25 protein-coding genes and 1 riboswitch are annotated in these 21433 nt (G+C 41.6%); of the genes, 4 read left to right on the top strand and 21 right to left on the bottom strand.

All coding sequences use genetic code 11. The features are described 5' to 3' along the window. Positions 1 to 225: 225 nt before the first annotated feature. From DYI25_RS04365 to DYI25_RS04315, 11 genes are all read right to left on the bottom strand, one after another. On the bottom strand, positions 226 to 702 hold the full coding sequence (locus DYI25_RS04365; protein WP_213367225.1) for an NUDIX hydrolase: 477 nt from the start codon (positions 700 to 702) through the stop codon (positions 226 to 228). A 60-nt stretch (positions 703 to 762) separates the two neighbouring features. Beyond that, positions 763 to 1212 carry an NUDIX hydrolase gene (locus DYI25_RS04360; RefSeq protein WP_213367224.1) on the bottom strand — a complete coding sequence of 150 codons (450 nt, stop codon included), beginning with the start codon at positions 1210 to 1212 and terminating at the stop codon, positions 763 to 765. 94 nt (positions 1213 to 1306) lie between these two features. Further along, the gene (locus DYI25_RS04355; protein ID WP_342032470.1) at positions 1307 to 2320 is read right to left on the bottom strand and encodes a phosphotransferase enzyme family protein; all 1014 of its coding nucleotides are present in this window, start codon (positions 2318 to 2320) and stop codon (positions 1307 to 1309) included. Positions 2321 to 2451: 131 nt separating this feature from the next. Continuing rightward, complete coding sequence (locus DYI25_RS04350; RefSeq protein ID WP_249745237.1) at positions 2452 to 2979, bottom strand: class I SAM-dependent methyltransferase; 528 nt, start codon at positions 2977 to 2979, stop codon at positions 2452 to 2454. A 233-nt stretch (positions 2980 to 3212) separates the two neighbouring features. Continuing rightward, complete coding sequence (locus DYI25_RS04345; RefSeq protein ID WP_213367223.1) at positions 3213 to 4124, bottom strand: hypothetical protein; 912 nt, start codon at positions 4122 to 4124, stop codon at positions 3213 to 3215. Next, complete coding sequence (locus tag DYI25_RS04340; RefSeq protein ID WP_213367222.1) at positions 4117 to 4260, bottom strand: hypothetical protein; 144 nt, start codon at positions 4258 to 4260, stop codon at positions 4117 to 4119. The genes DYI25_RS04345 and DYI25_RS04340 overlap by 8 nt, the downstream gene beginning before the upstream one ends. Positions 4261 to 4264: 4 nt before the next feature. After that, positions 4265 to 4807, bottom strand: coding sequence for an HAD-IIIA family hydrolase (locus DYI25_RS04335; protein ID WP_213367221.1), 543 nt, complete (start codon positions 4805 to 4807; stop codon positions 4265 to 4267). Positions 4808 to 4848: 41 nt separating this feature from the next. Continuing rightward, on the bottom strand, positions 4849 to 5751 hold the full coding sequence (locus DYI25_RS04330) for a reverse transcriptase-like protein (RefSeq protein ID WP_213367220.1): 903 nt from the start codon (positions 5749 to 5751) through the stop codon (positions 4849 to 4851). Positions 5752 to 5886: 135 nt separating this feature from the next. Continuing rightward, positions 5887 to 6378 (bottom strand): CcdC family protein, encoded by a 492-nt coding sequence (locus tag DYI25_RS04325; protein ID WP_213367219.1) that lies wholly within the window; start codon positions 6376 to 6378, stop codon positions 5887 to 5889. Between the two features lie 83 nt (positions 6379 to 6461). Beyond that, positions 6462 to 6821: a response regulator gene (locus DYI25_RS04320; protein WP_167832996.1), complete on the bottom strand. Its 360-nt coding sequence runs from the start codon at positions 6819 to 6821 to the stop codon at positions 6462 to 6464. 304 nt (positions 6822 to 7125) lie between these two features. After that, positions 7126 to 7833, bottom strand: coding sequence for a cytochrome c biogenesis CcdA family protein (locus DYI25_RS04315; protein WP_213367218.1), 708 nt, complete (start codon positions 7831 to 7833; stop codon positions 7126 to 7128). A gap of 300 nt (positions 7834 to 8133) precedes the next feature. On the opposite strand from DYI25_RS04315, the gene DYI25_RS04310 reads away from it, so the two are divergent. After that, positions 8134 to 8304 (top strand): aspartyl-phosphate phosphatase Spo0E family protein, encoded by a 171-nt coding sequence (locus DYI25_RS04310; RefSeq protein ID WP_102262370.1) that lies wholly within the window; start codon positions 8134 to 8136, stop codon positions 8302 to 8304. A 43-nt stretch (positions 8305 to 8347) separates the two neighbouring features. Here the strand turns inward: DYI25_RS04310 and DYI25_RS04305 are convergent, their stop codons facing one another. The 3 genes from DYI25_RS04305 to DYI25_RS04295 all read right to left on the bottom strand — a co-directional run bounded on the left by DYI25_RS04305 (position 8348) and on the right by DYI25_RS04295 (position 12221). Beyond that, positions 8348 to 8566, bottom strand: coding sequence for a hypothetical protein (locus DYI25_RS04305; protein WP_213367217.1), 219 nt, complete (start codon positions 8564 to 8566; stop codon positions 8348 to 8350). 109 nt (positions 8567 to 8675) lie between these two features. Continuing rightward, positions 8676 to 10469 carry an ABC transporter ATP-binding protein gene (locus tag DYI25_RS04300; RefSeq protein WP_213367216.1) on the bottom strand — a complete coding sequence of 598 codons (1794 nt, stop codon included), beginning with the start codon at positions 10467 to 10469 and terminating at the stop codon, positions 8676 to 8678. A gap of 3 nt (positions 10470 to 10472) precedes the next feature. Then, a complete protein-coding gene (locus tag DYI25_RS04295; protein WP_213367215.1) occupies positions 10473 to 12221 on the bottom strand; it encodes an ABC transporter ATP-binding protein in 1749 nt (582 codons plus the stop codon). Between the two features lie 196 nt (positions 12222 to 12417). Further along, positions 12418 to 12519, top strand: a riboswitch (purine riboswitch). A 130-nt stretch (positions 12520 to 12649) separates the two neighbouring features. Between DYI25_RS04295 and DYI25_RS04290 the strand changes: the two genes are divergently transcribed. Continuing rightward, positions 12650 to 13255, top strand: a complete 606-nt coding sequence (locus tag DYI25_RS04290; protein ID WP_213367214.1) for a xanthine phosphoribosyltransferase — start codon at positions 12650 to 12652, stop codon at positions 13253 to 13255. After that, positions 13252 to 14562, top strand: a complete 1311-nt coding sequence (locus tag DYI25_RS04285; protein ID WP_213367213.1) for a nucleobase:cation symporter-2 family protein — start codon at positions 13252 to 13254, stop codon at positions 14560 to 14562. Before DYI25_RS04290 ends, DYI25_RS04285 begins: the two co-directional genes overlap by 4 nt. Before the next feature lie 126 nt (positions 14563 to 14688). Here DYI25_RS04285 and DYI25_RS04280 read toward each other — a convergent pair whose 3' ends face one another. Genes DYI25_RS04280 through DYI25_RS04260 form a run of 5 tightly spaced genes read right to left on the bottom strand, consistent with a single transcriptional unit; the run spans position 14689 to position 18596 of the window. After that, positions 14689 to 15822 (bottom strand): bifunctional cystathionine gamma-lyase/homocysteine desulfhydrase, encoded by a 1134-nt coding sequence (locus DYI25_RS04280; protein ID WP_213367212.1) that lies wholly within the window; start codon positions 15820 to 15822, stop codon positions 14689 to 14691. Next, positions 15823 to 16746 carry a PLP-dependent cysteine synthase family protein gene (locus DYI25_RS04275; protein ID WP_213367211.1) on the bottom strand — a complete coding sequence of 308 codons (924 nt, stop codon included), beginning with the start codon at positions 16744 to 16746 and terminating at the stop codon, positions 15823 to 15825. A 14-nt stretch (positions 16747 to 16760) separates the two neighbouring features. Continuing rightward, complete coding sequence (locus tag DYI25_RS04270) at positions 16761 to 17228, bottom strand: S-ribosylhomocysteine lyase (RefSeq protein ID WP_213367210.1); 468 nt, start codon at positions 17226 to 17228, stop codon at positions 16761 to 16763. Then, positions 17228 to 17926 (bottom strand): 5'-methylthioadenosine/S-adenosylhomocysteine nucleosidase, encoded by a 699-nt coding sequence (mtnN, locus tag DYI25_RS04265; protein WP_213367209.1) that lies wholly within the window; start codon positions 17924 to 17926, stop codon positions 17228 to 17230. Before mtnN ends, DYI25_RS04270 begins: the two co-directional genes overlap by 1 nt. Before the next feature lie 22 nt (positions 17927 to 17948). Further along, entirely contained in the window at positions 17949 to 18596 is a 648-nt protein-coding gene (locus tag DYI25_RS04260; protein WP_213367208.1) for a class I SAM-dependent DNA methyltransferase, read from the bottom strand. Positions 18597 to 18790: 194 nt separating this feature from the next. Between DYI25_RS04260 and DYI25_RS04255 the strand changes: the two genes are divergently transcribed. Beyond that, the gene (locus DYI25_RS04255; RefSeq protein ID WP_213367207.1) at positions 18791 to 19144 is read left to right on the top strand and encodes a response regulator transcription factor; all 354 of its coding nucleotides are present in this window, start codon (positions 18791 to 18793) and stop codon (positions 19142 to 19144) included. Between the two features lie 237 nt (positions 19145 to 19381). Here the strand turns inward: DYI25_RS04255 and DYI25_RS04250 are convergent, their stop codons facing one another. Beyond that, positions 19382 to 20023: a Type 1 glutamine amidotransferase-like domain-containing protein gene (locus DYI25_RS04250; protein ID WP_213367206.1), complete on the bottom strand. Its 642-nt coding sequence runs from the start codon at positions 20021 to 20023 to the stop codon at positions 19382 to 19384. Between the two features lie 106 nt (positions 20024 to 20129). Then, positions 20130 to 21425 carry an MFS transporter gene (locus DYI25_RS04245; RefSeq protein WP_213367205.1) on the bottom strand — a complete coding sequence of 432 codons (1296 nt, stop codon included), beginning with the start codon at positions 21423 to 21425 and terminating at the stop codon, positions 20130 to 20132. Positions 21426 to 21433 lie beyond the last annotated feature (8 nt).

The raw sequence follows: 21433 nt of genomic DNA, 5'->3' as shown, positions 1-21433 counted from the left end.
GATTGCCTGCTAACCTTTTGGACAAACCTCATAATCATGAGGTAAAACAACGAGGAATTGATGGTTTGATAGATATAGTGCAGAAGTATAATGCCAGAAAATAGCTATAGGGATCACGACATATAAAGGTCGATTGCCCATCCACCTGCTATATACCAAGGCTTCTTAAAACCTGACATTAGGGAATGCACTCTGTAACATACTTCAAAAGGCATTACCTTGTCCTCAATTACTATATTTATGAACTATTAGATGCTGCGGAGCATCAGGTAATTGATTTAAGGATGTTCTGATGAACTCGGGATAGAGCTTGATTTTTTCAAGATTGTTGATTGGCACCCACTGATAGACCAACCGCTCACCCTCTTCTCCAAAGAACTCTTCATTGTGGAAATTGAAACTGCCATTTAGAGGAGATACTTGATAGTACAGACCGATTTCATGATAATTTTTATTGTTGTAGTCAAAGAAGTTCTCTGTAAACCAGAGCAGTCTGTCCACCTTTACATCTATTCCTAACTCTTCTTTTACTTCTCTGACAACACTTGATAATGAATCCTCCAGGAGCTCGACCCGTCCTCCTGGCATTGCCCAGTGCTCGTCCTTTGTCTGTTTGTGTATAAGGACATGGTTGTCCACGATCATAACCGCCGCTACGCGATAATTAAACACCGTTTTTTCTATGTAAAACGTCGCATCCATTGTTCGCCCTCCTCATAAACTAGCTAACTTCTCTTTATTCTATTGAATATATAGGAGTCCTTATACCGATACTTTATATTGCTTCAAAAGATTTTTTATTAATGGGTTAAGCTGGTCGGGCAATTCACTCACGCTAAAAAACCGAGCCTCTGTTGTTTCCGTGCCATCTGCTCTGAGTACTCCACCAAGGATTTCTTTTGATACATAGGCAACAGTAACTGGATAAAATTCATCCCCATTTGGCAGTTTGACATGATGCTGTTTACCTGAAAAAACGCCAATCAAATCTAGCTTTCCAATTTCCAGCCCAGTTTCCTCGAATACTTCCCTTCTGCCAGCTTCCTCAGTAGATTCTCCTAACTCAATAAACCCACCCGGAACACCCCACTGGCCATCACGCCGTTTCTGAAGTAAAAACTCCCCCGCTTCATTGATCACTGCCACCGCAACTCCTACCAAGATTAGAGGCTGGTGACCAATATCCTTCCGCAAATCCTCTATGTACCCCATATTCCCTCCGAAAAAGTAAATATTTTCTAGATAAACAGAATTCGACAAATCCAGTCTACTTCCTTCTTTTACCTGAAAGAAAAAAGCGTTTCTTTTATACATTTAGAAACGCTTTCGGTAAAAGAGATATTAACTTTTCTCCTCTGATTTTGTATGCATGCAAATGAGCATTGAGCGATTCAACGTTGTGGGTGTCCAGAATGGTTAATGTAGTTTTGACAAAATTCCAGTTCAAACATCCCGAAAGCCATAGTAGTGACGCCAGACGTTCATGGGCGTCAATTCCAAGAAAATCAAAAGCACCATATCCATCCAATAAAGATTTTGCGACTTCTGATGACATCTCCATAGAGTTAATCCCCTCTGTCCGGGTATACCATTTTATAAGCCAGGCCAAGCCCTCTATACGATCTCCATATCCGATTGATTCAAAGTCTACAATCCCCACAATGTTTCTGTTTTCATCCCATAATACATTCATAGGATTTAAGTCTGATTGTACAATATAGTCCATTCTATTTGTCTTTGCAGTTGCAATATGATTGTTTGCTAGTTCCAGGTAATCCTGTAGTTCACTCTTATCCTGCATTTCAGTAGAATGGATTTTCGCCCCAATCTGGTCAGAAAATTGTTGATATCCAATTAAGTGTGATTTTTTTGGAAAAACAGCACTCTTATATGTAGCGGAAATGTCATGAAACCTCCTGGCCATATATCCGAATTTCCAGGCCATATCCTTATCACTATGAGTAAGATGCTGACCTTCTATCCATTCAAACATGATAAAGCGGTAGTGTTCCCCTTCCCGGCTGACAATGGTGTATGGCTCGCCATTTAAAGCCGGTACATTTCTCATGAAGGGAACATCATGATCGAGCAGGAAACGGCAAAACTTTGTTTGTTCAGTTAAAATTTCATCCGTTATTTCTCCAAAGACATTGTTCGGAGACCTGTTTTCTTTCAAGAATCTCGCCGAATATGTTTTACCATCTGCCTCGATTTTATAATGCAAATCCGTACTCCAGCTAGAAAGTTCTTGTTTTATTGTAATTGATTTCTGTCCAACCCCGTAAGCCTTCAAAGCTCTTTTAATCGATTGATAAGACACTATTATTGCCCCTTTATGTGTTTCTCAACATCAATATTCAAATCCTGCAAGTGTGAATTATGCCTCTTACAGGTAATTTTCCTCCATTACAAAGATTAAATTAGCACTGCCTTAAAAAAGCAGTGCTAATTTCATTTTTTCTTTGTCATTTCTATCACTCCGCCACAATGGGAAATAGGCAGAAATTCCAGTTTACAGTACCCCTCCAACACAGAACGTATCTCATCAAAAACAAAATAAAATTCATCATCATCCCAAAATTCTTTGCTTTCATTTTTACAAGTTTCGAGCTCCTGCCTGGTTTGAAAGGCGATGTCCCCAATAAGGATCTTGCCGCCCTCTGTAAGCAGTGGCAGTAATCCCTTTATAAAAAATACTTTATCTTCGTCGTTAAGATGGTGTAATGTGTAGGTGCTTACAATGTAATCATACTTTTTCATCTTTAATTCTTTGGGCATGCCATTGGCAATATCCCATTCTATTAAATTGGCATTTGGCATTTTATGCTGAGCCAATTGAATCATTCTCTGTGAAAAATCAATTCCATCAATATTATGCCCATTTTCGTACAGCCTGGCGGACAGAACTCCTGTACCAAAACCAATATCCAAAACTCTTGAATTTTCTCTTTGCATCACTTCATTAAAAATACTATTCAAGATTGCCCTATAGCCAGCAAATGGATATACTCCATTTTCTTCACTAACCTATACTGTTTCGTCATAGCCATCTGCCCACAAATTAAACCCTTGTTTATTCAACATGAATGCTCCTCCAATTATTCAAGAACATCGAGCACTCCATCTTAATCTAGACCACGATGTTCTCTATTATTTTTCTTATGACCTTTCCAGCCTGTTCCATAACAAACGCCACCTTTCATAAAGTTCATTCATTGATAATATTCAAGTACTTCTTGTTCGAATTCCGAGATGGTCTTTCCCGTAAGTTGTTCCAAAGCTGTATAAAACCCTTCAGTTTCCTGCATCTTATCCATCAATTCCACGACAATATTTTCACCATATACCTGAATCAAGTAATTCACCGTAAAGTAACTTTGCATATATGGATCTGCAGTTTCAATCCTGCGAGCTTTCTTCCAATCATCTCCCCAACTGATGCTCTCTAGAGGCAGGATCTCGTATTGATTTATATCAAAAAGGACCTCTGTCTGATCATACGCAACATATTCTGCAATCCCTTCAATGAACCATGATGGAAACGAATCACCATATATTTCCGCCTCATCTTTTTTTCTAAAGGTAGCGTAATGTGCGTATTCATGCAAAATCATTCTTTGAAAAAAATAAAGCGGTGTTTCAAGCTCTTCTAAAATACTTTCTACATCTTCAGGAAGGACATGGACTCCTGCCACTTTATCAAAATGAGAATAGAAGCCTGATACACCATCTATATTAGAAAGCTTGTCCAAGTTATCTCTATCCATAAAAATCAAATCAAAAGGTTTCTGTTCATATCGACCAAGAATTTTACTTGAGACTTCCTCTCCCCATTCCAGCGTCTCAACTGTCAATGGAATCAACTTTTCATTCTCTTCCTGAAAGTAAATTGATACATGTTCATACCCGTGTTTCATACTTTCAGCTTTAAGTTTCTTCTCTAACTCACTGTCATAATTAAAAGTGAAAACAGATTTGGCTGTCGTAAGAAAGGTGGCATTCTCTCCTGTCCTTGTATTCAATTCCTTTTGGAACGCCTTGATGAGGCCGAAAATACTGATTAAAAATATGATTAGTATGATGATGAAAATCGTTACCCACAGTCTTACACTCGGTCTACTCATTCTTCTCTCTTTTCGTCAGCTCCTCAAGCAAAGAAATCATTTTTTCGTTTTGTTCAATCATTTTCTCATTTTGCTGCCTGAACTTTGTGTAATCAAACATGAATGTCAATAAAACGATGGTTATTATAATCGTCACTTCATTACTCCCTCCTCATCAGCCAGCTAATTGCCTCGTTTAAATCACTTGCAAAAAAATCCAGCTGTATTTCTCCCCATCGGCCAAAATACTGCTTATTTATGTATTTATCATAAGCTTCCTGGCCGCTGCCCGTTTTTACCAAAATCTTCAAGCAGCCAACTTCATTACCAGCCAGCATATCCGTCCACCGATCTCCAATTACAACACACTGTCTCAAATCAAGTTCATTTTCTTCCGCAGCCTTTTCCAACAAGCCTGCAGAGGGTTTCCTGCACGAGCAGCCTCCATCATGGCGATGAGGACAAATGTATGCCTTATCGAAACCAAATGATTTCAACTCAGTCTCAAACTGGCCAACGGCAGCTTCTCCATTCGCAATCCCTGGCTGGTTTGTAAACGAATAGACTAATATATTGTTGTCCTTTAATAGCTTGATTGATTCCTGGACACCAGGGTATAACTCAAAATCCCCCGGATAAATAACTTTATCACTTCCACCGAGAGTCCCATCCCTGTCGATAAAAACAGCCTGGATATTTAACACTTTAACTTCCCCCTCTCTCCAACTGGATTTTGCTCAAGCTATTAAAATTTCAGGCCTTCCACAACGCTATTCTTATGCTCCTGGCTAAGATCATGAGCTTTTTTGTATAGCGGATTATTCTTTCCATCATTCAATTCTCCGACAAACCTAATTTCAACTTTTCCTTTATAATGGTTCCATTTTTGATTCAAATCATTTATGTACTGCTTAACGGGTCCTTGGTACGTTTTCAAATCAATAGAAAAACTTGAAGTCCAGACTTTTTGATCAGTTATAATTATCGCTTTCTTAAATTTCTTCTTTTTCATCAGCTTTAAAGCATCGAGGATCGCTAGCAATTCACACACAATTGTTTTTCGAGTATCAAATTTCCTCACTGTTGAATAACCGGCCGCTGCTTCTCTGTTCGTGACGAGCACGACTCCGGTACCTGCCGTGGCATTATTGAAATTATAGGAGCCATCGACAATCATGATTGGTACATCAGCGGGAACTTTCTCGACTAACGGCATTAGCATGTTTTTCAAAACCGGCTCTACGACCTGCTTTTCTCCTTTACGGGAAAACTCGAGAATATCCTGGACATGGTAAAAATGCTTCTCACCTACCCGTTGAAATGGGAGCCCATTTTTCTTCAAGTTCGTCAATCGGTCCTTTTGAATTCTTAAGGTTGATAGAATGATATCCTCAGTTACATACTCTTTCAGCGATCGGCCTCTTTTGTCACGAAACTCCCTTTCTAAACGGTCCTGAGAAGGTGTGTATGTTCTTAGCCATTCTTTCACTTCACCTTCTAAGAATCTGTATTCGTTGCCAATCAAATAATGAGGCATTCCTTCATTCAAATATACTGTCAATTGGGATTTTGTTAATTTGACTTTTTTTATTAACTCTCCCCTTAAAAGTAACTTTACCGGGGCCTTTTTTAACGTGATTGTTGTCATCTGGCACCTGCATTCTATTTTGATGATCTACTATTCCCATCATATCATTCCATAAAATACATTTATATCCATAATTTTCAATATAGTACGAATTAACTAGAAAAATCCCCTCGCCAAATAGCAAGGGGATTCAGATTAATCTATATTCGTTTTTTCAGAGCCAATATTCAACTCATTATGAAGCTTTTTAAACTGCAAATACATTGCCACTCGCCATGGAACAATCATTCCAAATGCAAGAATCCAGAACATGCCGCTTAGCTCTCCGACATCGATTGAGCTGCTCAGCACCAGTTTTGCTATTACACGTACGATCAACAGACCGATTAAAATGAACACAAACGCCTTGGACCTCTTGAGAAAGATTTCTTGATCTCTGACTTCGAATTCCGAGGTCTTTATGAGCAGGATTGAGAATAGCATTCCTACTGTGAGTGCCTCTATGATTTGTAAAAAGTGCACCCGGAACATTGGAAAGATGAACATGAGCGCACCGGTGCTCATGAAAATTGGCGGTAAGATAATTTTCTTGGCAGAAGCTGGTTTTTTGGCAGCCTTCATCCTCATGAATGTTACAAAGATGGCCATTCCAATTGCCCCAACTGTTGACGCCAGAACATAATTCATTCTATATTTCATCCCTTATTTATAGTTTTCCACATTATTATAATGAAAATAAGCCATTTAAGATAGGCTTAAATGGCTGTTTTTTATCTTAATACTCTTGATACAGAATCGACTACCTGTGAATCATCGAATGGCTTTACGATAAAATCCTTCGCTCCGGCCTCGATTGCATCAACCACCATTTTCTGCTGGCCCATTGCTGAGCACATGATGATTTTTGCATCCTTGAAATCCTTTTTGATTTCTTTTACGGCATCCAATCCGCTCATTTCTGGCATCGTGATATCCATTGTCACAAGATCGGGCTTCAGTTCGCGATACAGCGCGACTGCTTCACGTCCATTTTCAGCTTCCCCTACTATTTCGTGATTCGCTTTCTTCAGAATATTGGTTAAGGTGATTCTCATAAATTTTGCGTCGTCAACTATCAAAATTCTGGCCATCGCTGTATCCTCCCCGACAATCACAACAATATATTAATCTGTTAAATTTACCCTTAATTACTATATAACTATATTTAACCATTATTTTCAATGTAAAGACACCGACAAAATTCTCACCTGGAAAAAATACCTTATGAAAATAATGCTATATATGGTCATAAAGCCCCTAAAGAATTCGAAGTTTATATCGTTTTAAAGCCTCTTTTCATAAATTTCGCTGCTAGTTCTCAAAGACATCCTTCAAAGAAAAGAGACCTAAAACCCTTTTAAAAGCTCAGCTTACTTGCATTCAGTTGTGCCTTTGTTAAAATCCTGTAAAATCGCCAAAAAACATTGATAGAATCGAAATCAGCTTCGTCATCCAGTCGAAGAACAACATGATTCCGACTAGTATCATGATATAGCCGCCGATTTTAACAATTTTCACATTATGCTTGCGGATCCACTGCATTTTTCCGATAAAGAATGAAAGAATGAAAAACGGAATCGCAAAACCAAGTGTATATGCGATCATATAAAGCATTCCTGAACCAGGGTTTGAGCTCGCAAGCAGGATGACCGATGCGAGGATTGGACCAGTACATGGTGTCCAGCCAGCCGCAAAGGCCATGCCAATCAACGACGATCCAAAATAACCTGATGGACGGTTCTTGAATTCTATTTTCCTGTCTTTCATCAAAAACTCAGGCTTAAAGAAGCCAATCACCATCAACCCGAAGGCCACAATAAAGATTGCACCCAGCTGACGGATGAGATCCTGGTACTGCATGAAAAATTGGCCTACGAAAGAGGTCCCAAAACCAATTGCAATGAAAATCACCGAAAAGCCCAGCAAGAAAAACAGTGTATGGAGCAGACTGCGCTTTTGGAGCATTGCATTTTCGCTTTTTAGTTCTCCGACAGACATCCCTGTAATATAAGATAAAAATGCCGGATAAAGCGGCAAGCAGCACGGAGAAATAAAGCTAAGGAATCCCGCTCCCATAGCAATGAATATATTTATATCTGTCATAATTCCATCTCCAGTCCATATACGATATTCCCATTCTAACAAAACCATTTACTATTATTATAGTTTAACTGTGAACAATTTATTAATTTCTATAAAAAAGGTGTTTAACTTTTTAAAAACTGGGTAATTAACTATGGTGTATAATTTTTACAGGAAAATATTTTACAAATGTTTCTTTTGAAATTTGGCAGTAAATGCTATATACTAATATAGCACTTGTAATAATTTCTATATTTATAACGATTTTACATAAATATATTGATATACTGCCGAGAGATAAAACAAGAAAGGATTTTCACATTGTCTAAAGAGCAACTGATTACCCTCATTGAAAAGAAACGAGAAGAGCTGATACAAATCGCTTCCAAGAACGGCCTGAATTCTACAATTGCCATCCACTATAGCCAGGAACTTGATGAACTATTAAATGAATATAACCGCGTCTACATAAAAAAGATAGCAGCCCATTAAAAACAGCTAAACGCCATAAGCGTTATAGCTGTTTTTTAATGGACTAGAAAGTATAAATTTTCACTTCGTGAATTGTCCAGCTCCAGCGCCTAATCCCTCGAGTCGCTTGTCTAGTGTCGCCTCCTAGAAACTCCGAAACTTCAACTCCGCCGGCAGAAGCAAAAAGCGCTTCTTTGTCGGAGTCTCCAGTTTCTACGTTTCTGGACAGTCGGCTAAACTTTTCGGTTTCGGTCCTGTCAATGAAGTCAAAGAACGACTTCACTGTCAGGTCCTCCGAGGCACAGGACGTGATAGACCCGACAGCCAAAGGACGTGGCGTTCTTGTCGGGCAGCGCTTGTCGGGCCTTACCAAGGCGCTTCCGCTTTTCTTTTTATCCAACAACATCTTCCAATCGTTCTACTGAACCATTCTGCAGGAGATACATCTTATGGTAAAGTCCCTGTTGTGAAAGCAGTTCCTGATGTGTTCCGCGTTCAACTATTTCTCCATGATGGAGAACGATGATCTGGTCTGCATCTTGGATGGTCGACAGCCTATGGGCAATGGCAATCGTTGTCCTGCCTTTGCGCATCCTGGCGAGTGCAGTCTGGATAGCCTCTTCGGTTTCCGTATCAATATTTGCAGTCGCTTCATCCAGCACAAGGATTTTCGGATTTGCTGCAATCGTCCTCGCAAATGCAATCAGCTGCCTCTGTCCGCTTGAAAAAGTGGAGCCTCGCTCTGTTACTTTTTGAGAATATCCATCTTCAAGCTTTTCAATGAAGGAATCTGCCTGGACAAATTCAGCTGCCCTCTTAATATCTTTTTCCGTCAAGGCGCTATTGTGCAGCTTGATATTATCGCCGACTGTTCCGTAGAACAAAAATGGATCCTGAAGTACCAGCCCCATTTTATCACGCAGCTCTTTTACCGGGTAATTTTTTATCGAATGATCATCTATCAAAATGTCGCCGCGCTTGAACTCATAAAAGCGCATCAAAAGGTTGATGATAGAACTCTTTCCGCTTCCGGTGTGGCCGACAAAAGCAAGAGTTTCTCCGGGTTTCACTGTGAAACTGATATTTTTCAATACATCTCTTTTGCCATCATAGGAGAAACTAACATCCTTGAATTCTATTTTTCCTTCATTGATTCTATCAGCCTCTGTTCCAGTCTGTGCCGGAGCAAGCTCAGCTTCATCAAGCAGTTTGAAAACACGTGATGCAGCGACAATCGCCTGCTGGTACATGGAAAGTCGCATCATCATATTGTTCACAGGCTCGAAAAAACGATCCAGGTAATTGATGAATGCATATAGCACACCAATCTCAATTGGACTATCAAAAGAACTAATCCCAAAAAAGCTGAGGACGATGATTAACGCTAAAATATAGACCAGATCAACGGCCGGTCGTAACAGGAGCCCATCTGCCTTGATGTTTTTCATGCCTGCCTCAAAGTGCTTGTCGTTGATTTCGCCGAATTCCCTCTTCAGCCTTTCTTCCTGTCGGAACATCTGGATAATCGACATACCCTGGAGTGATTCACTGAGCTTCGCATTCAGTTGGCTCAGGCGTTCACGCATATCCTGGTAAAACCTTGAGCTTAGCTTTCGGTACAAGCTCATGATGAACACAATGAACGGTAAAATAAGCATCGTGAATAAAGCCAGTTTCACATTCAGGATGAACATTGCGACAAAGATTCCGAACAGCAAGAAGCCGCTTTGGATAAAAGTCGCAATCACGCTGACGAACATATCTTTGATTGCCTCGGTATCATTTGTCACTCTCGATACAAGTGAGCCGGCAGGCGTTTTATCAAAATATTTCAATCCAAGCTGCTGCACCTTTGTAAAGACATCAATCCTCATTTGCTGGATGATTTTCAGCGCAATTTCCTGGAACTTCAGAAGCTGAAAATAGGACACGAGCACATTGAGTATCTGGATTCCGATATAAGCAGCCCCGAGCATCAAAAGCGGCTCAAAAGGCAAGTAGCCTTCCCTCAAATAATCATCAATAAAAATTTTCACCAAGATCGGTCCGATCACATCCCCAACAGTGGCGAGCAGCAGGAATCCAAATGCTACAAAAATCATTTTTAAATGAGGCTTTGCATACGCAAGTAGCCGGAACAGAACGGAACGCTGCTCTTTAGCGTTTAGTACAGGCGTTTTTTCCATTGGTCATCCTCCCTGCTCAACAAGCTCTTCAAGCTGCTGCCTTAAATACATATCCTTGTACCAGCCGTCATGCTCCATCAGTTGGTCGTGGGTACCTCGTTCAGCAATCCGTCCATCTTCAAGAACAACGATCAGATCAGCGTGGTGAATGGCGCTTAACCGATGAGCAGTAATAATTGTTGTCTTGTCTTTTCGATTATCTTTCAATGCTGATAAGATCTGTTCCTCGGTCTTCGCATCGACCGCCGAAAGGGAATCGTCCAGGATAAGGATTTCTGGATTCATCACCAATGCGCGGGCAATCGAAATACGCTGCTTCTGTCCGCCTGAGAGTGAAACCCCGCGCTCCCCGACAACGGTTTGATAGCCATCTGTAAATTCAAGAATGTCATCATGGATGTTCGCCACTTTAGCTGAACTATAGATGACCTCCTTATCGGCAGAAGGATTCGCGAAAGCTATGTTCTCCTGAACAGTCGCCGAGAAAAGAAAATGATCCTGTGGAACGTATCCAATTGCCTGTCTTAAACGATCCATCTTGTAGTCCTGAATGTTCCTGCTGCCAATGCTGATGCTTCCATCAGAAAGGTCAAATTCACGGATCAACAGCTTCAATAGAGTCGTTTTACCGGCTCCTGTTTTTCCGACGATTCCAAGCGTCTTCCCCTTCCCAAGCCCAAATTTAATATCCTTTAATATCGGTTCATGGTCACTTGGATAGGTAAACGATTTAATATCATACTGAATATCGCCATTTGGGACAATGTCCAGGGCATCTGGTTTGTCCTGAATATCGATTTTTTCCTCAAGTAATGCTGAAACGCGGTCATATGAAGCCCTACCACGTTCAACAATATTGAAAAACCAGCCGAACGCAAGCATTGGCCAAACCAGCAAGCCAAGATATGATGTGAAAGATACCAGCTGTCCAATTGTCAGTTCCCCGTTCAACACATACCTTGCCCCATAAGCAATCGATAAGAAAAACGATATGCCAACAATGATGGAAATCGTCGGGTCGAATAATGCGTCGACCTTCGCGACAGAAATGTTCTTTTTCACAACATCCTCAGACTGTTTGCGAAAATCCTCAATATCTTCTTTTTCCTGGCCAAATGTTTTAATGACTTTGATACCAGTGATGCTTTCCTGTGTCTTGTCATTCAAATCCGAAAAAGCTTCCTGAGCCTTATGGAACCTTTTATGAAGCATCGTCCCGTACCAACTTGTCAGCAAAGCCATGAACGGCATTGGAATCAAAGCGATCAAAGTCAGCTTCCAGCTAATTGTCGCTGCCATCGCGATGATAACGAAGCCTCCGGTTGAGACAGAGTCAACAAACGTCAGGACACCGGCACCTGCTGTCTGCTGGATCGCAGAAAGGTCATTAGTGGCATGGGCCATCAAATCCCCTGTCCTTCTTTTCTGGTAAAAAGACTGCGACATACTAGTAAAATGGGCATAAAGCCGATTCCTTAATAATCGCGACAGTTTTACCGCAGAACCAAAAATCATGATTCTCCAATAATAACGAAGTGAATACATCGCCAGTCCTGTAGCTGCTAATACAAAAACCCATTTCCAAAGTTTTCCCGCCGTAAGCGTCCCATTGGTAATTTCATCTACTATAATCCCAATGACTCGCGGTGGGACAAGCTGGAGCATCGCCACAAATAAAAGCAGGAAAATCCCGGTCAAATAAGCCTTTTTCTCCGACTTGAAATACCATAATAAATCCTTGAACACGCTCATATGTATATCCCCCAAACCCCTCAAATGCTTAAATAGTTTATCAAATATTTGTAAAATGGGGAAGATTTTTTCTATTAGTAATATCATTTATTTTTATTAAAAACCCTACAAATACGAATATTTAGACCTATACAAATTATTTCGTTCGGTTTTTTCGTATTATTAGTTGAATGAAAGTAAAATAATGATATAATAATCTATAAATTAATCATTCACTCATATAATCGCGGGGATATGGCCCGCAAGTTTCTACCGGATTACCGTAAATGATCCGACTATGAGTGAGCAATGCAGGGGTCGATCTAACCTCTATTTGCCCGCAGCTTGTGTATTAGCCCAAGGCCATTGCTTCACTCATTTTATGATGTGAATGCATGGCTTTGGGCTTTTTTATATTTTACAGCCCTCACTATCAGAGGAGGAATACAATGGAACTGCTTATTGAAAAAATTAAAAAAGAAGGAAGCGTCCTGTCATCATCTGTACTTAAGGTTGACTCATTCCTAAATCACCAGATTGATCCGCAGCTTATGCTTGAAATCGGGAAGGAATTTGCTCAGCGGTTTGCCGATAGCGGAATCACCAAAATACTGACGATTGAATCGTCCGGAATTGCTCCTGCTGTTATGGCAGGTCTTCAGCTGAATGTACCAGTTGTTTTTGCAAGGAAAAGAAAATCTCTTACTCTCGTAAATAATCTGATTACAGCCTCTGTCTACTCTTTTACCAAGGAGGAAACAAGTGAGATTTCCGTTTCAAATCAATACCTGACAGAAAACGATAAGGTGTTGATTATTGATGACTTCCTTGCCAACGGACAAGCCGCACTTGGTCTTGCAGAAATAGCCAGCAAGGCGAAAGCATCAATTGCAGGAATCGGAATTGTGATCGAAAAAGGATTTCAGGATGGCGGCTCTCTTCTTAGAGATAAGGGCTACACGGTCGAATCATTGGCTACTATAAGCTCCCTTGAAGATGGCATAGTCAGCTTTGAACAACAAACAACTGAGACAAAGGTGGAATTGACGCGATGAAACAGAACCCTTTAAAAATTGCTTCATTAGGAATCCAGCATGTACTGGCGATGTACGCAGGAGCGGTAATTGTTCCGTTAATTGTCGGAGCAGCACTCGGTTTAACAGGAGAACAGTTAACCTATTTAGTTTCGATTGATATTTTCATGTGTGGTATCGCAACTCTTCTTCAAGTATGGCGAAATAAATTCTTTGGAATCGGCCTTCCTGTGGTTCTAGGTTGTACGTTCACTGCCGTAGGACCGATGATCGCGATCGGCGGACAATATGGCATCTCCGCCATCTATGGCTCAATCCTTGTTTCGGGTATATTCGTCGTCGCTATTTCAAAATTCTTTGGAAAGCTTGTCAGGTTTTTCCCTCCGGTTGTGACTGGGTCTGTTGTAACAATAATCGGTATCACTTTAATCCCGGTTGCAATGAATAACATGGCTGGCGGACTGGGCAGCCCTGACTTTGGTTCTCTTACAAATATCGGACTTGCATTTGGCACATTGCTGTTCATTATTGTGTTATTCCGTTTCTTTAAAGGATTCGTCCGTGCCATTGCGATTCTGTTGGGATTGGCTGGGGGAACCATCGTGGCTTATTTTATGGGAATGGTTAATTTCGAGGCTGTTGGGGAGGCTTCCTGGCTTCATATGCCAGCTCCATTCTATTTCGGCCTTCCAACTTTTGAAGTATCAGCCATCCTGACGATGATTCTCGTAGCGATGGTCAGTCTGGTAGAATCTACAGGAGTTTACTTTGCGCTTGGAAATATTTGTGAAGAAAAGATTGAAGAGAAGGATCTGGAAAATGGATACCGCGCGGAAGGACTTGCGATTATCCTCGGAGCATTGTTTAATGCTTTTCCTTATACCACTTATTCGCAAAACGTTGGACTACTTCAGTTATCCGGAGTCAAAACAAAGAATGTCATATACACGGCAGGTGCATTCCTTGTATTGCTTGGGCTTGTACCGAAAATTGGTGCCCTGACTACGATTATCCCGACTCCTGTCTTAGGAGGAGCAATGGTTGCCATGTTCGGCATGGTTGTCGCATATGGAATCAAGATGCTCAGCGCGGTAGAGTTCTCATCGCAGGAAAATCTTTTGATCATTGCATGCTCTGTCGGAATGGGACTCGGTGTGACAGCCGTACCGGAATTATTCGCACAAATGCCTACAAGCATCCGAATCCTGACAGACAACGGAATTGTTGCCGGCAGCTTAACTGCCATCTTATTGAATCTGGTATTCAATGTTTTTAAAAATAACAAAGCAGCCCAGCATGCTTCTTTTACTGAGCAGAAGGCTTCTTAAGAGTTTTGATAACATTTTTGGGCAAAAAATTAAGGCACCGGTTGAATTCCGGTGCCTATTTACATTCTATTGGTGACCTGTTTTTCATAAATCACGGATTTTCGGGCGCCAATTTGTTCAAGCCTTCTATTGCAATGCCTGCTTCAGATCCTCAATCAAATCCTCCACATCTTCAATTCCGACCGAGATCCTGATTAACCCGTCCGTAATTCCAAGCTCAGCTCGGCGCTCAGCCGGTATGGATGCATGAGTCATTTTTGCTGGAAGAGAGATTAAGCTCTCGACTGCTCCAAGACTTTCAGCGAGCGTGAAATATTTAACCTTATTCAACACCTCAGCCGCTTTATCAGCACTGCCCACATCAAAGCTCACCATGCCTCCGAATCCGCCAGCCTGTTCCTTTGCAATTGCATGCTGAGGGTGAGATTCGAGACCTGGATAATAAATTTTCTCCACACTCTTTTGATCCTTGAGAAACTCGACGATCTTTTGGGTGTTCGCCTCGTGGGCTTCCATCCTAAGACCCAAAGTTTTAATTCCCCTCACTAATAACCAGGAATCCTGTGGCCCTAAAATCCCTCCGGTGGAGTTCTGGACAAAATGAAGATCATCTGCAAGCTGTTCATCATTGACGACGACCAATCCCGCCACTACATCGCTGTGGCCACCTAGGTATTTCGTTGCAGAATGAAGGACCATATCGGCACCCTGAGTCAACGGTGTCTGCCAGTATGGTGTGCTGAAGGTATTGTCCACAATTGTGAGCAAGTCATTTTCTTTCGCCAGCTCTGCACATGCCTTAATGTCCGTTACCTTTAAAAGCGGATTTGTTGGTGTCTCGATATACAAAGCTTTTGTATTTGGCTGAATTGCCGCTTTTACCGCTTCAAGATCTGTTGTGTCTACAAATGTAGATTCAATTCCGATCCGGTTAAGTACCTTGTTCATAACCCGGTAGGTACCACCATATACGTCATCTGTCAGGATGATGTGGTCTCCGGTGCTGAATAACATCATGACAGCAGTGATCGCCGCCATCCCTGAACCAAAGGCAAAACCTCGTTTTCCCTCTTCCAGGTCTTTAATTAACTCTTCCAGAGCAAACCTCGTCGGGTTTCCTGTTCGTGAATATTCATAACCTTTATGGACGCCAACATCCTCTTGCTTGTAAGTACTTACCTGATAAATAGGAAACGAAACAGCGCCCGTCGTTTTATCGCCGGGAATACCACCGTGGATTAATTTCGTTTTGCGTTTCATTTAAATTCCCCCCTCGTAGATTTTTTTGCTTAAATAACGCTCGCTGCCATCTGGAAATACTGTCACGATTTTTGCGCCAGGAGGGGCTTTTCGAGCTTCTAGTAAGGCTGCGTGAAGAGCTGCGCCAGATGAGCTTGCAGCAAGTATACCCTCTCTAGCCGCGAGTTCCTTCACACGGTCAAATGCATCTATATCTGAAATCGTATGGATCGTGTCAAAATAGGCTGCGTCCATATAAACGGGAAGAAATTCCATTCCGATTCCCTCCGTTTTATGAGGACCAGACTTGCCTCCGTTAAGGATTGATCCTTCTGGTTCAACAATGACGGTTTTAATCTTTGGATTTTTCTCTTTTAAAAACCTTGCCGTACCCATGAATGTTCCGCCTGTACCAGCACCGGCTATGAAAATATCAATCTCACCATCCAGGTCTCCCCAAATCTCAGGTCCCAATGTTTTATAGTAGGTTTCTGGGTTGGCGGAATTGGAGAATTGCGACGGCGAATAGGAATTTGGAATTTCAGTAAGCAATTGTCCTGTTTTACGAATTGCTCCTTCCATCCCCTCGGAAGTAGGAGTATGAATGATTGTTGCTCCGAGCGCCTTCATGATCGACTGCTTTTCAATGCTGAATTTTTCCGGAACAACAAAGATAACATCAATTCCTTTGTTGATTGCTGCAAGTGCCAGCCCAATCCCAGTATTTCCGGCAGTTGGTTCAATCACTGTTCCTCCTGCTGCTAATTTCCCTGTGCGGAATGCCTTGTCGATTAACTCAACCCCTAGCCGGTCCTTAATACTGCCGCCTGGATTGAGATATTCCAATTTTGCGAACAGACGGACATCGTTAGGCAATTGGAATTGTGTAAGTTCAATCATTGGTGTATGTCCAATAAGTTCATGGATACTGCGGTAAACCGTCATTGCATTAACTCTCCTTATTCAGCAAAAACTTGGCGCCATTCGCCTTTCTTTTCCAACATTTTTGCCGCAATTTCTTTTGCTCCCTCAAGACTATGGCTTGCAGCCCATCCACACTGGATTTCGTTGCACGCTGGTACTTCATCTGCTTCAAGCACATCAGTCAATGTTTTTTCCAGTACTTCCAGGATGTTGTCGTAATCATCATGATTGATCACAGAGAGATAAAATCCAGTTTGGCATCCCATCGGACTGATATCTACAACACTAGCATGGTGATTGCGGATATTTTCAGCCATGAGATGTTCAAGTGAATGAAGGCCAGGCATCTCCATATGCTCCTTGTTCGGCTGGCAAAAACGGATATCATATTTATGGATGACATCCCCATTAGCTCCTTGTGTTGTACCAGCTAGCCTTACATATGGTGCAGCAACTTTTGTGTGGTCCAAATTAAAGCTTTCAACATTCATTTTCTTAACCATTACTTTTTCAGCTCCTCTAACATTAGTAATATCAATTCTGCAGAGTTTTTTGCGGCTGTCGCAAGGAATTGGTCGAATGAGATATTCGAGTCCTTTCCAGCAATATCGGAGAGCGACCTGATAATGACAAACGGTATGCCAAATTGGCAGGCAACCTGTGCGATTGCTGCTGCTTCCATTTCCGCAGCATACAAATTAGGAAGCTTGGTTCTGATGAATTCTACCCTCTTCGGGTCATTCATAAAGGAATCACCAGATGCGATTAAGCCTTTAACGACTTGGATGTCATTAATCTTTTCAGCACTCTTTACCGCGATGCTTACAAGATTGTCATCAGGGGCAAAATATGCCGGCATTCTTGGCACCTGGCCATATTCGTAGCCAAAAATCGTCACATCAACATCATGATGTCTTACTTCAGTGGAAATAACGACGTCACCTACATTAAGTTCTCTATGGAATCCGCCTGCAGAACCTGTATTGATGATGATATCCGGCTGGAATTTATCTATCAGGATCGCTGTCCCCATTGCGGCATTTACTTTGCCGATTCCTGACTTCAGCAGCACTACTTGCAAGCTACCAATCTTCCCTTGATAAAATTCGCTTCCTGCAAGATACGTATTTTCCCTGTCTTGCAGTTTGTTGCGAAGCAAATCGACTTCTTCATCCATTGCACCGATAATACCAACTCTCATAGTGCCACTCTCCCATGCTATCTTAATTTTTCTTTTCTTTCACAGCTTCCATCAGCCAAACATAGGTGTTTAACTTTTCAAACTTAACCTGGAAACCATGTCTCTCAAAAATCACCTTCAATACATCAAGAGTCGTATAGTACTCACTCTGCAGGTCTTGAAGAAGATTCTCATACCCTTGTCCCTTTACTATCCTATGCCGTTCCTGACGGTCTTTTTCATCTAAAAAAGCCGTATCAGCAAAAACAATCTTTCCGCCTTCTTCTAACATGTCACTGTACAGCTTTATCGCTGAATCCTTTTCATCATCAGTTAAATGGTGAAATGCATAGGTGCTGACAATTGAATCTACTTTTCCAGGAGGATTGGGGAATTGAATAAAATCTCCATCATATAAGTTTAGATTCATGAACCGAGCTTTCGTTTTTTCCCTCATCAGTTTTGAAGGCTCAACAGCATATACCTCTCTGCCCAGGCCGATTAGCTTTTCGGTGAGGTTTCCTGTACCAACCCCAAATTCAAGGACGGTACCCTTTGACTTTTTTGCTACTATATCTAAAATATCATCATATTTTTCAAAAACTTCTTTATATTCAGCGTCATCCCCGGCTACCGTTTCGTCGTAAAACTCTGCCCATTCATCAAACAAGGGGATAAATTCTCTGCCCATTTTTCTTCACCCACTTTTAATTATTATAATTCCTATATGTATAGTATGAATTAAAATATTATAGGTCACATATTAGCACAATCAATTTTCGAAATCAATTTATTTTATCGTGGTTAAATTCTCTAGGCATAGAAGAAAACAACGCAGCAATAGTGTATACTTGCTTTAAACAAAAGATTTTTCAGGGGGGAAACATGAGAAAACGAGTGCTAGTTGCTGAGGATGAAAAAAGAATTAGCCATTTATTAAAGATGTACTTAGAAAGGGAAGCCTTAGATGTTGAAGTTGCAGACAATGGCGAAGAAGCTTTGGAGAAAGCGCTGCAGGATTCCTTTGACGTCATCATCCTAGACATTTTAATGCCTGAAAGAGATGGTTTTTCAGTCCTGGAGGAAATCAGGAAAACCAAAGCCACACCTGTGATCATGCTTTCTGCTAAGGGGGAAGCTCATGACCTTAAACGAGGAGAAGAATTAGGGGCCAGCGATTACATTTTGAAGCCTTTCAGCCCGAAGGACGTAGTTTCAAAAATAAAAAGGCTTATATAGTATAGAATCCTATGGTACATTTATTTCAATCTCCGCCTCTGTTTGTCCGATAGAGCCTTTCTATCGGACACTTTTTCCAGTTTCCGTCTTCGGTTTGTCGGTTAGAGCCCTTCTATCGGACACTTTTTCCGGTTTCTGCCTTCGGTTTGTCCGTTAGAGCCTTTCTATCGGACACTTTTTCCGGTTTCCGTCTTCGGTTTGTCCGTTAGAGCATTGATAGCATACCCTATTTTAAATTTATAACAATTCACCTTTTCGGATTTCTTTTATACCTCCATAAAACTCGATCTTTTCTCCATCAATGACAATTCCATCGCCGTCATGACATGTAAAAATGCATTCTTCCTGGAGTAGAGAATATTCTAAAAGCGCATCCAGCTGATCTTTTTCTCTGTTCCAATGTGGCATGAACTCAAAATCTACCAGTTCTAATCCATTTAAGTCAGTTAACTGAACTTCGTTTTGATCATGGAATCCGGCAATCTTGATTGATTTGGACATGATGATGCTTCCTGCACTAACACCGATTAACGGTTTTCCTTCTTGAACCATTTCTTTTATTAAGCTGACGATGTTCCTTTCCTTCAGGTTTTTCAAAAATTGATATGTATTTCCCCCTGAAAGAAAAATGCCATCACAGCTGTTAAACTCCTCCAGCTGTGAGGACTCGAACTCCTCATCGATGTCAAAATAAAAGAAGTCAGTAACACCTATAGCCGTAAACTCTGGCTTGGCTTTTTCAAAATACCATCTTTCTTTATCTGTTCGCGACGGGATATAAGCAAGTTTAAAAGGTTTCGGAGATATTAATTCCTTGATTTTGGTAGTTAAAGCGGGATGATTAATCTTTAAATCACTCAGCAACACTAATTTACCCATCTAATCCATCTCTTTCTGCAAAAGTTTTATCAAATTAAGTTCTACAAAGGAAAGCTAAAAACCTGCAAATAGAAAAAAGAGCCTGGGATATCCAGACTCAAAAAAGTTACTTTTTATTTGACCATATCACAAATGGTATTAACACTAAGGATAGTACTCCTCCAGCCATCGAAAGGAAGGCAAAGCTTGAATTAGCAACAACCATGCCGGAAAGCATACCGCCAGAGGCTCCCGATAAAGCAACCATAACATCAACTGTACCCTGCATTTTTGCTCGGTTATTCGGATTTGTTGCATCTACAAGCAGGGCTGTTCCACTGATCAGGCCAAAGTTCCAGCCGAGACCAAGTAGAATAAGTGCAAGAGTGATCCAAAGCATTGATTCACCCGGCCCAACAGCAGCCATAACTCCGGAAGCCAGCAGTGTAACCCCAGAAGCGACCGCCATCGTCGCACGCCCGATTTTATCAACAAGCACACCCGTCAACAAAGACGGGAGATACATGGCGCCGATATGGAATCCAATTACCATGCCTACTGCGCTTAAGTCATGTCCATGACTGCCCATATGCACCGGAGTCATCGTCATGATCGCAACCATCACCATTTGAGTGAGGACCATAATAAGGGCTGCAACTCCGATACCTCGCTTATCCGTAACGAGTTCTTCCTCTACATAATCAGGGGAACTGACTTTAGCATTCCGTTCTGCCACTGCAATGGCTCTGGCGACGACAAATGGATCTGGACGGAGGAAAATCAATAACACTAATCCAGCAACGATATAAGCTGCGGCCGCGAGAATGAATGGGCCAGATAAAGCTGGAACCCCTATTGACAGAGCAAATTCACCCATTGCTTCAACAAGGTTAGGACCAGCTACTGCACCAAATGTCGTTGAAACCATGGCAATACTAACAGCCGTTGCCCGTTGTTTCGCACTGGCTAAATCCGTGCCAGCATACCGTGCCTGTAAATTTGTCGCGCTTCCAGCACCGTATATCAAAAGCGCCGCAAAGAGCAGAAAGATATTATCCGTTACCGCAGCGATGATTACCCCAATGGCGCCAATTCCGCCTGTTAAAAATCCCGAAGCAAGGCCTGCACGCCTGCCATAGCGTTGTGAAAGGCGTCCGACAACGAGAGCCGCCCCAGCAGATCCCAAGGTGAACAGGGCTATGGGCAGACCAGCAACAATATCCGTGCCAAGCATGTCTTTAGCCAAGAGTGCCCCCACAGTAATCCCAGCAGCAAGTCCAGCTCCTCCAAAAATCTGGGATAATACAACTATTAATAAAGTCCTTTTATATAACGCTTTTTGCTTTTCAGGTGATTCTACATAAGCTTGCAGCCACTCGGGTTGGCTTTCCAGCACAGCTGCATCTTCAGATTGACGTGACATTATTCAGC

This window comes from Mesobacillus boroniphilus (genome assembly GCF_018424685.1).
In the GTDB taxonomy this organism is placed as follows: Bacteria; Bacillota; Bacilli; order Bacillales; family Cytobacillaceae; genus Mesobacillus; species Mesobacillus boroniphilus_A.
This window is presented reverse-complemented; position numbering and strand designations above follow the sequence as displayed.

Bases quoted from the DNA above. Each gene is read 5' to 3' on its own strand.
- DYI25_RS04320 (WP_167832996.1), bottom strand. From the start codon at position 6,821: ATGGCCAGAATTTTGATAGTTGACGACGCAAAATTTATGAGAATCACC.
- DYI25_RS04260 (WP_213367208.1), bottom strand. From the start codon at position 18,596: ATGGGCAGAGAATTTATCCCCTTGTTTGATGAATGGGCAGAGTTTTAC.
- DYI25_RS04360 (WP_213367224.1), bottom strand. From the start codon at position 1,212: ATGGGGTACATAGAGGATTTGCGGAAGGATATTGGTCACCAGCCTCTA.
- DYI25_RS04295 (WP_213367215.1), bottom strand. From the start codon at position 12,221: ATGAGCGTGTTCAAGGATTTATTATGGTATTTCAAGTCGGAGAAAAAG.
- DYI25_RS04325 (WP_213367219.1), bottom strand. From the start codon at position 6,378: ATGAATTATGTTCTGGCGTCAACAGTTGGGGCAATTGGAATGGCCATC.
- DYI25_RS04245 (WP_213367205.1), bottom strand. From the start codon at position 21,425: ATGTCACGTCAATCTGAAGATGCAGCTGTGCTGGAAAGCCAACCCGAG.
- DYI25_RS04330 (WP_213367220.1), bottom strand. From the start codon at position 5,751: ATGACAACAATCACGTTAAAAAAGGCCCCGGTAAAGTTACTTTTAAGG.
- DYI25_RS04280 (WP_213367212.1), bottom strand. From the start codon at position 15,822: ATGAAACGCAAAACGAAATTAATCCACGGTGGTATTCCCGGCGATAAA.
- DYI25_RS04365 (WP_213367225.1), bottom strand. From the start codon at position 702: ATGGATGCGACGTTTTACATAGAAAAAACGGTGTTTAATTATCGCGTA.
- DYI25_RS04315 (WP_213367218.1), bottom strand. From the start codon at position 7,833: ATGACAGATATAAATATATTCATTGCTATGGGAGCGGGATTCCTTAGC.
- DYI25_RS04300 (WP_213367216.1), bottom strand. From the start codon at position 10,469: ATGGAAAAAACGCCTGTACTAAACGCTAAAGAGCAGCGTTCCGTTCTG.
- DYI25_RS04255 (WP_213367207.1), top strand. From the start codon at position 18,791: ATGAGAAAACGAGTGCTAGTTGCTGAGGATGAAAAAAGAATTAGCCAT.
- mtnN (WP_213367209.1), bottom strand. From the start codon at position 17,926: ATGAGAGTTGGTATTATCGGTGCAATGGATGAAGAAGTCGATTTGCTT.
- DYI25_RS04250 (WP_213367206.1), bottom strand. From the start codon at position 20,023: ATGGGTAAATTAGTGTTGCTGAGTGATTTAAAGATTAATCATCCCGCT.
- DYI25_RS04345 (WP_213367223.1), bottom strand. From the start codon at position 4,124: ATGAGTAGACCGAGTGTAAGACTGTGGGTAACGATTTTCATCATCATA.
- DYI25_RS04275 (WP_213367211.1), bottom strand. From the start codon at position 16,746: ATGACGGTTTACCGCAGTATCCATGAACTTATTGGACATACACCAATG.
- DYI25_RS04270 (WP_213367210.1), bottom strand. From the start codon at position 17,228: ATGGTTAAGAAAATGAATGTTGAAAGCTTTAATTTGGACCACACAAAA.
- DYI25_RS04290 (WP_213367214.1), top strand. From the start codon at position 12,650: ATGGAACTGCTTATTGAAAAAATTAAAAAAGAAGGAAGCGTCCTGTCA.
- DYI25_RS04285 (WP_213367213.1), top strand. From the start codon at position 13,252: ATGAAACAGAACCCTTTAAAAATTGCTTCATTAGGAATCCAGCATGTA.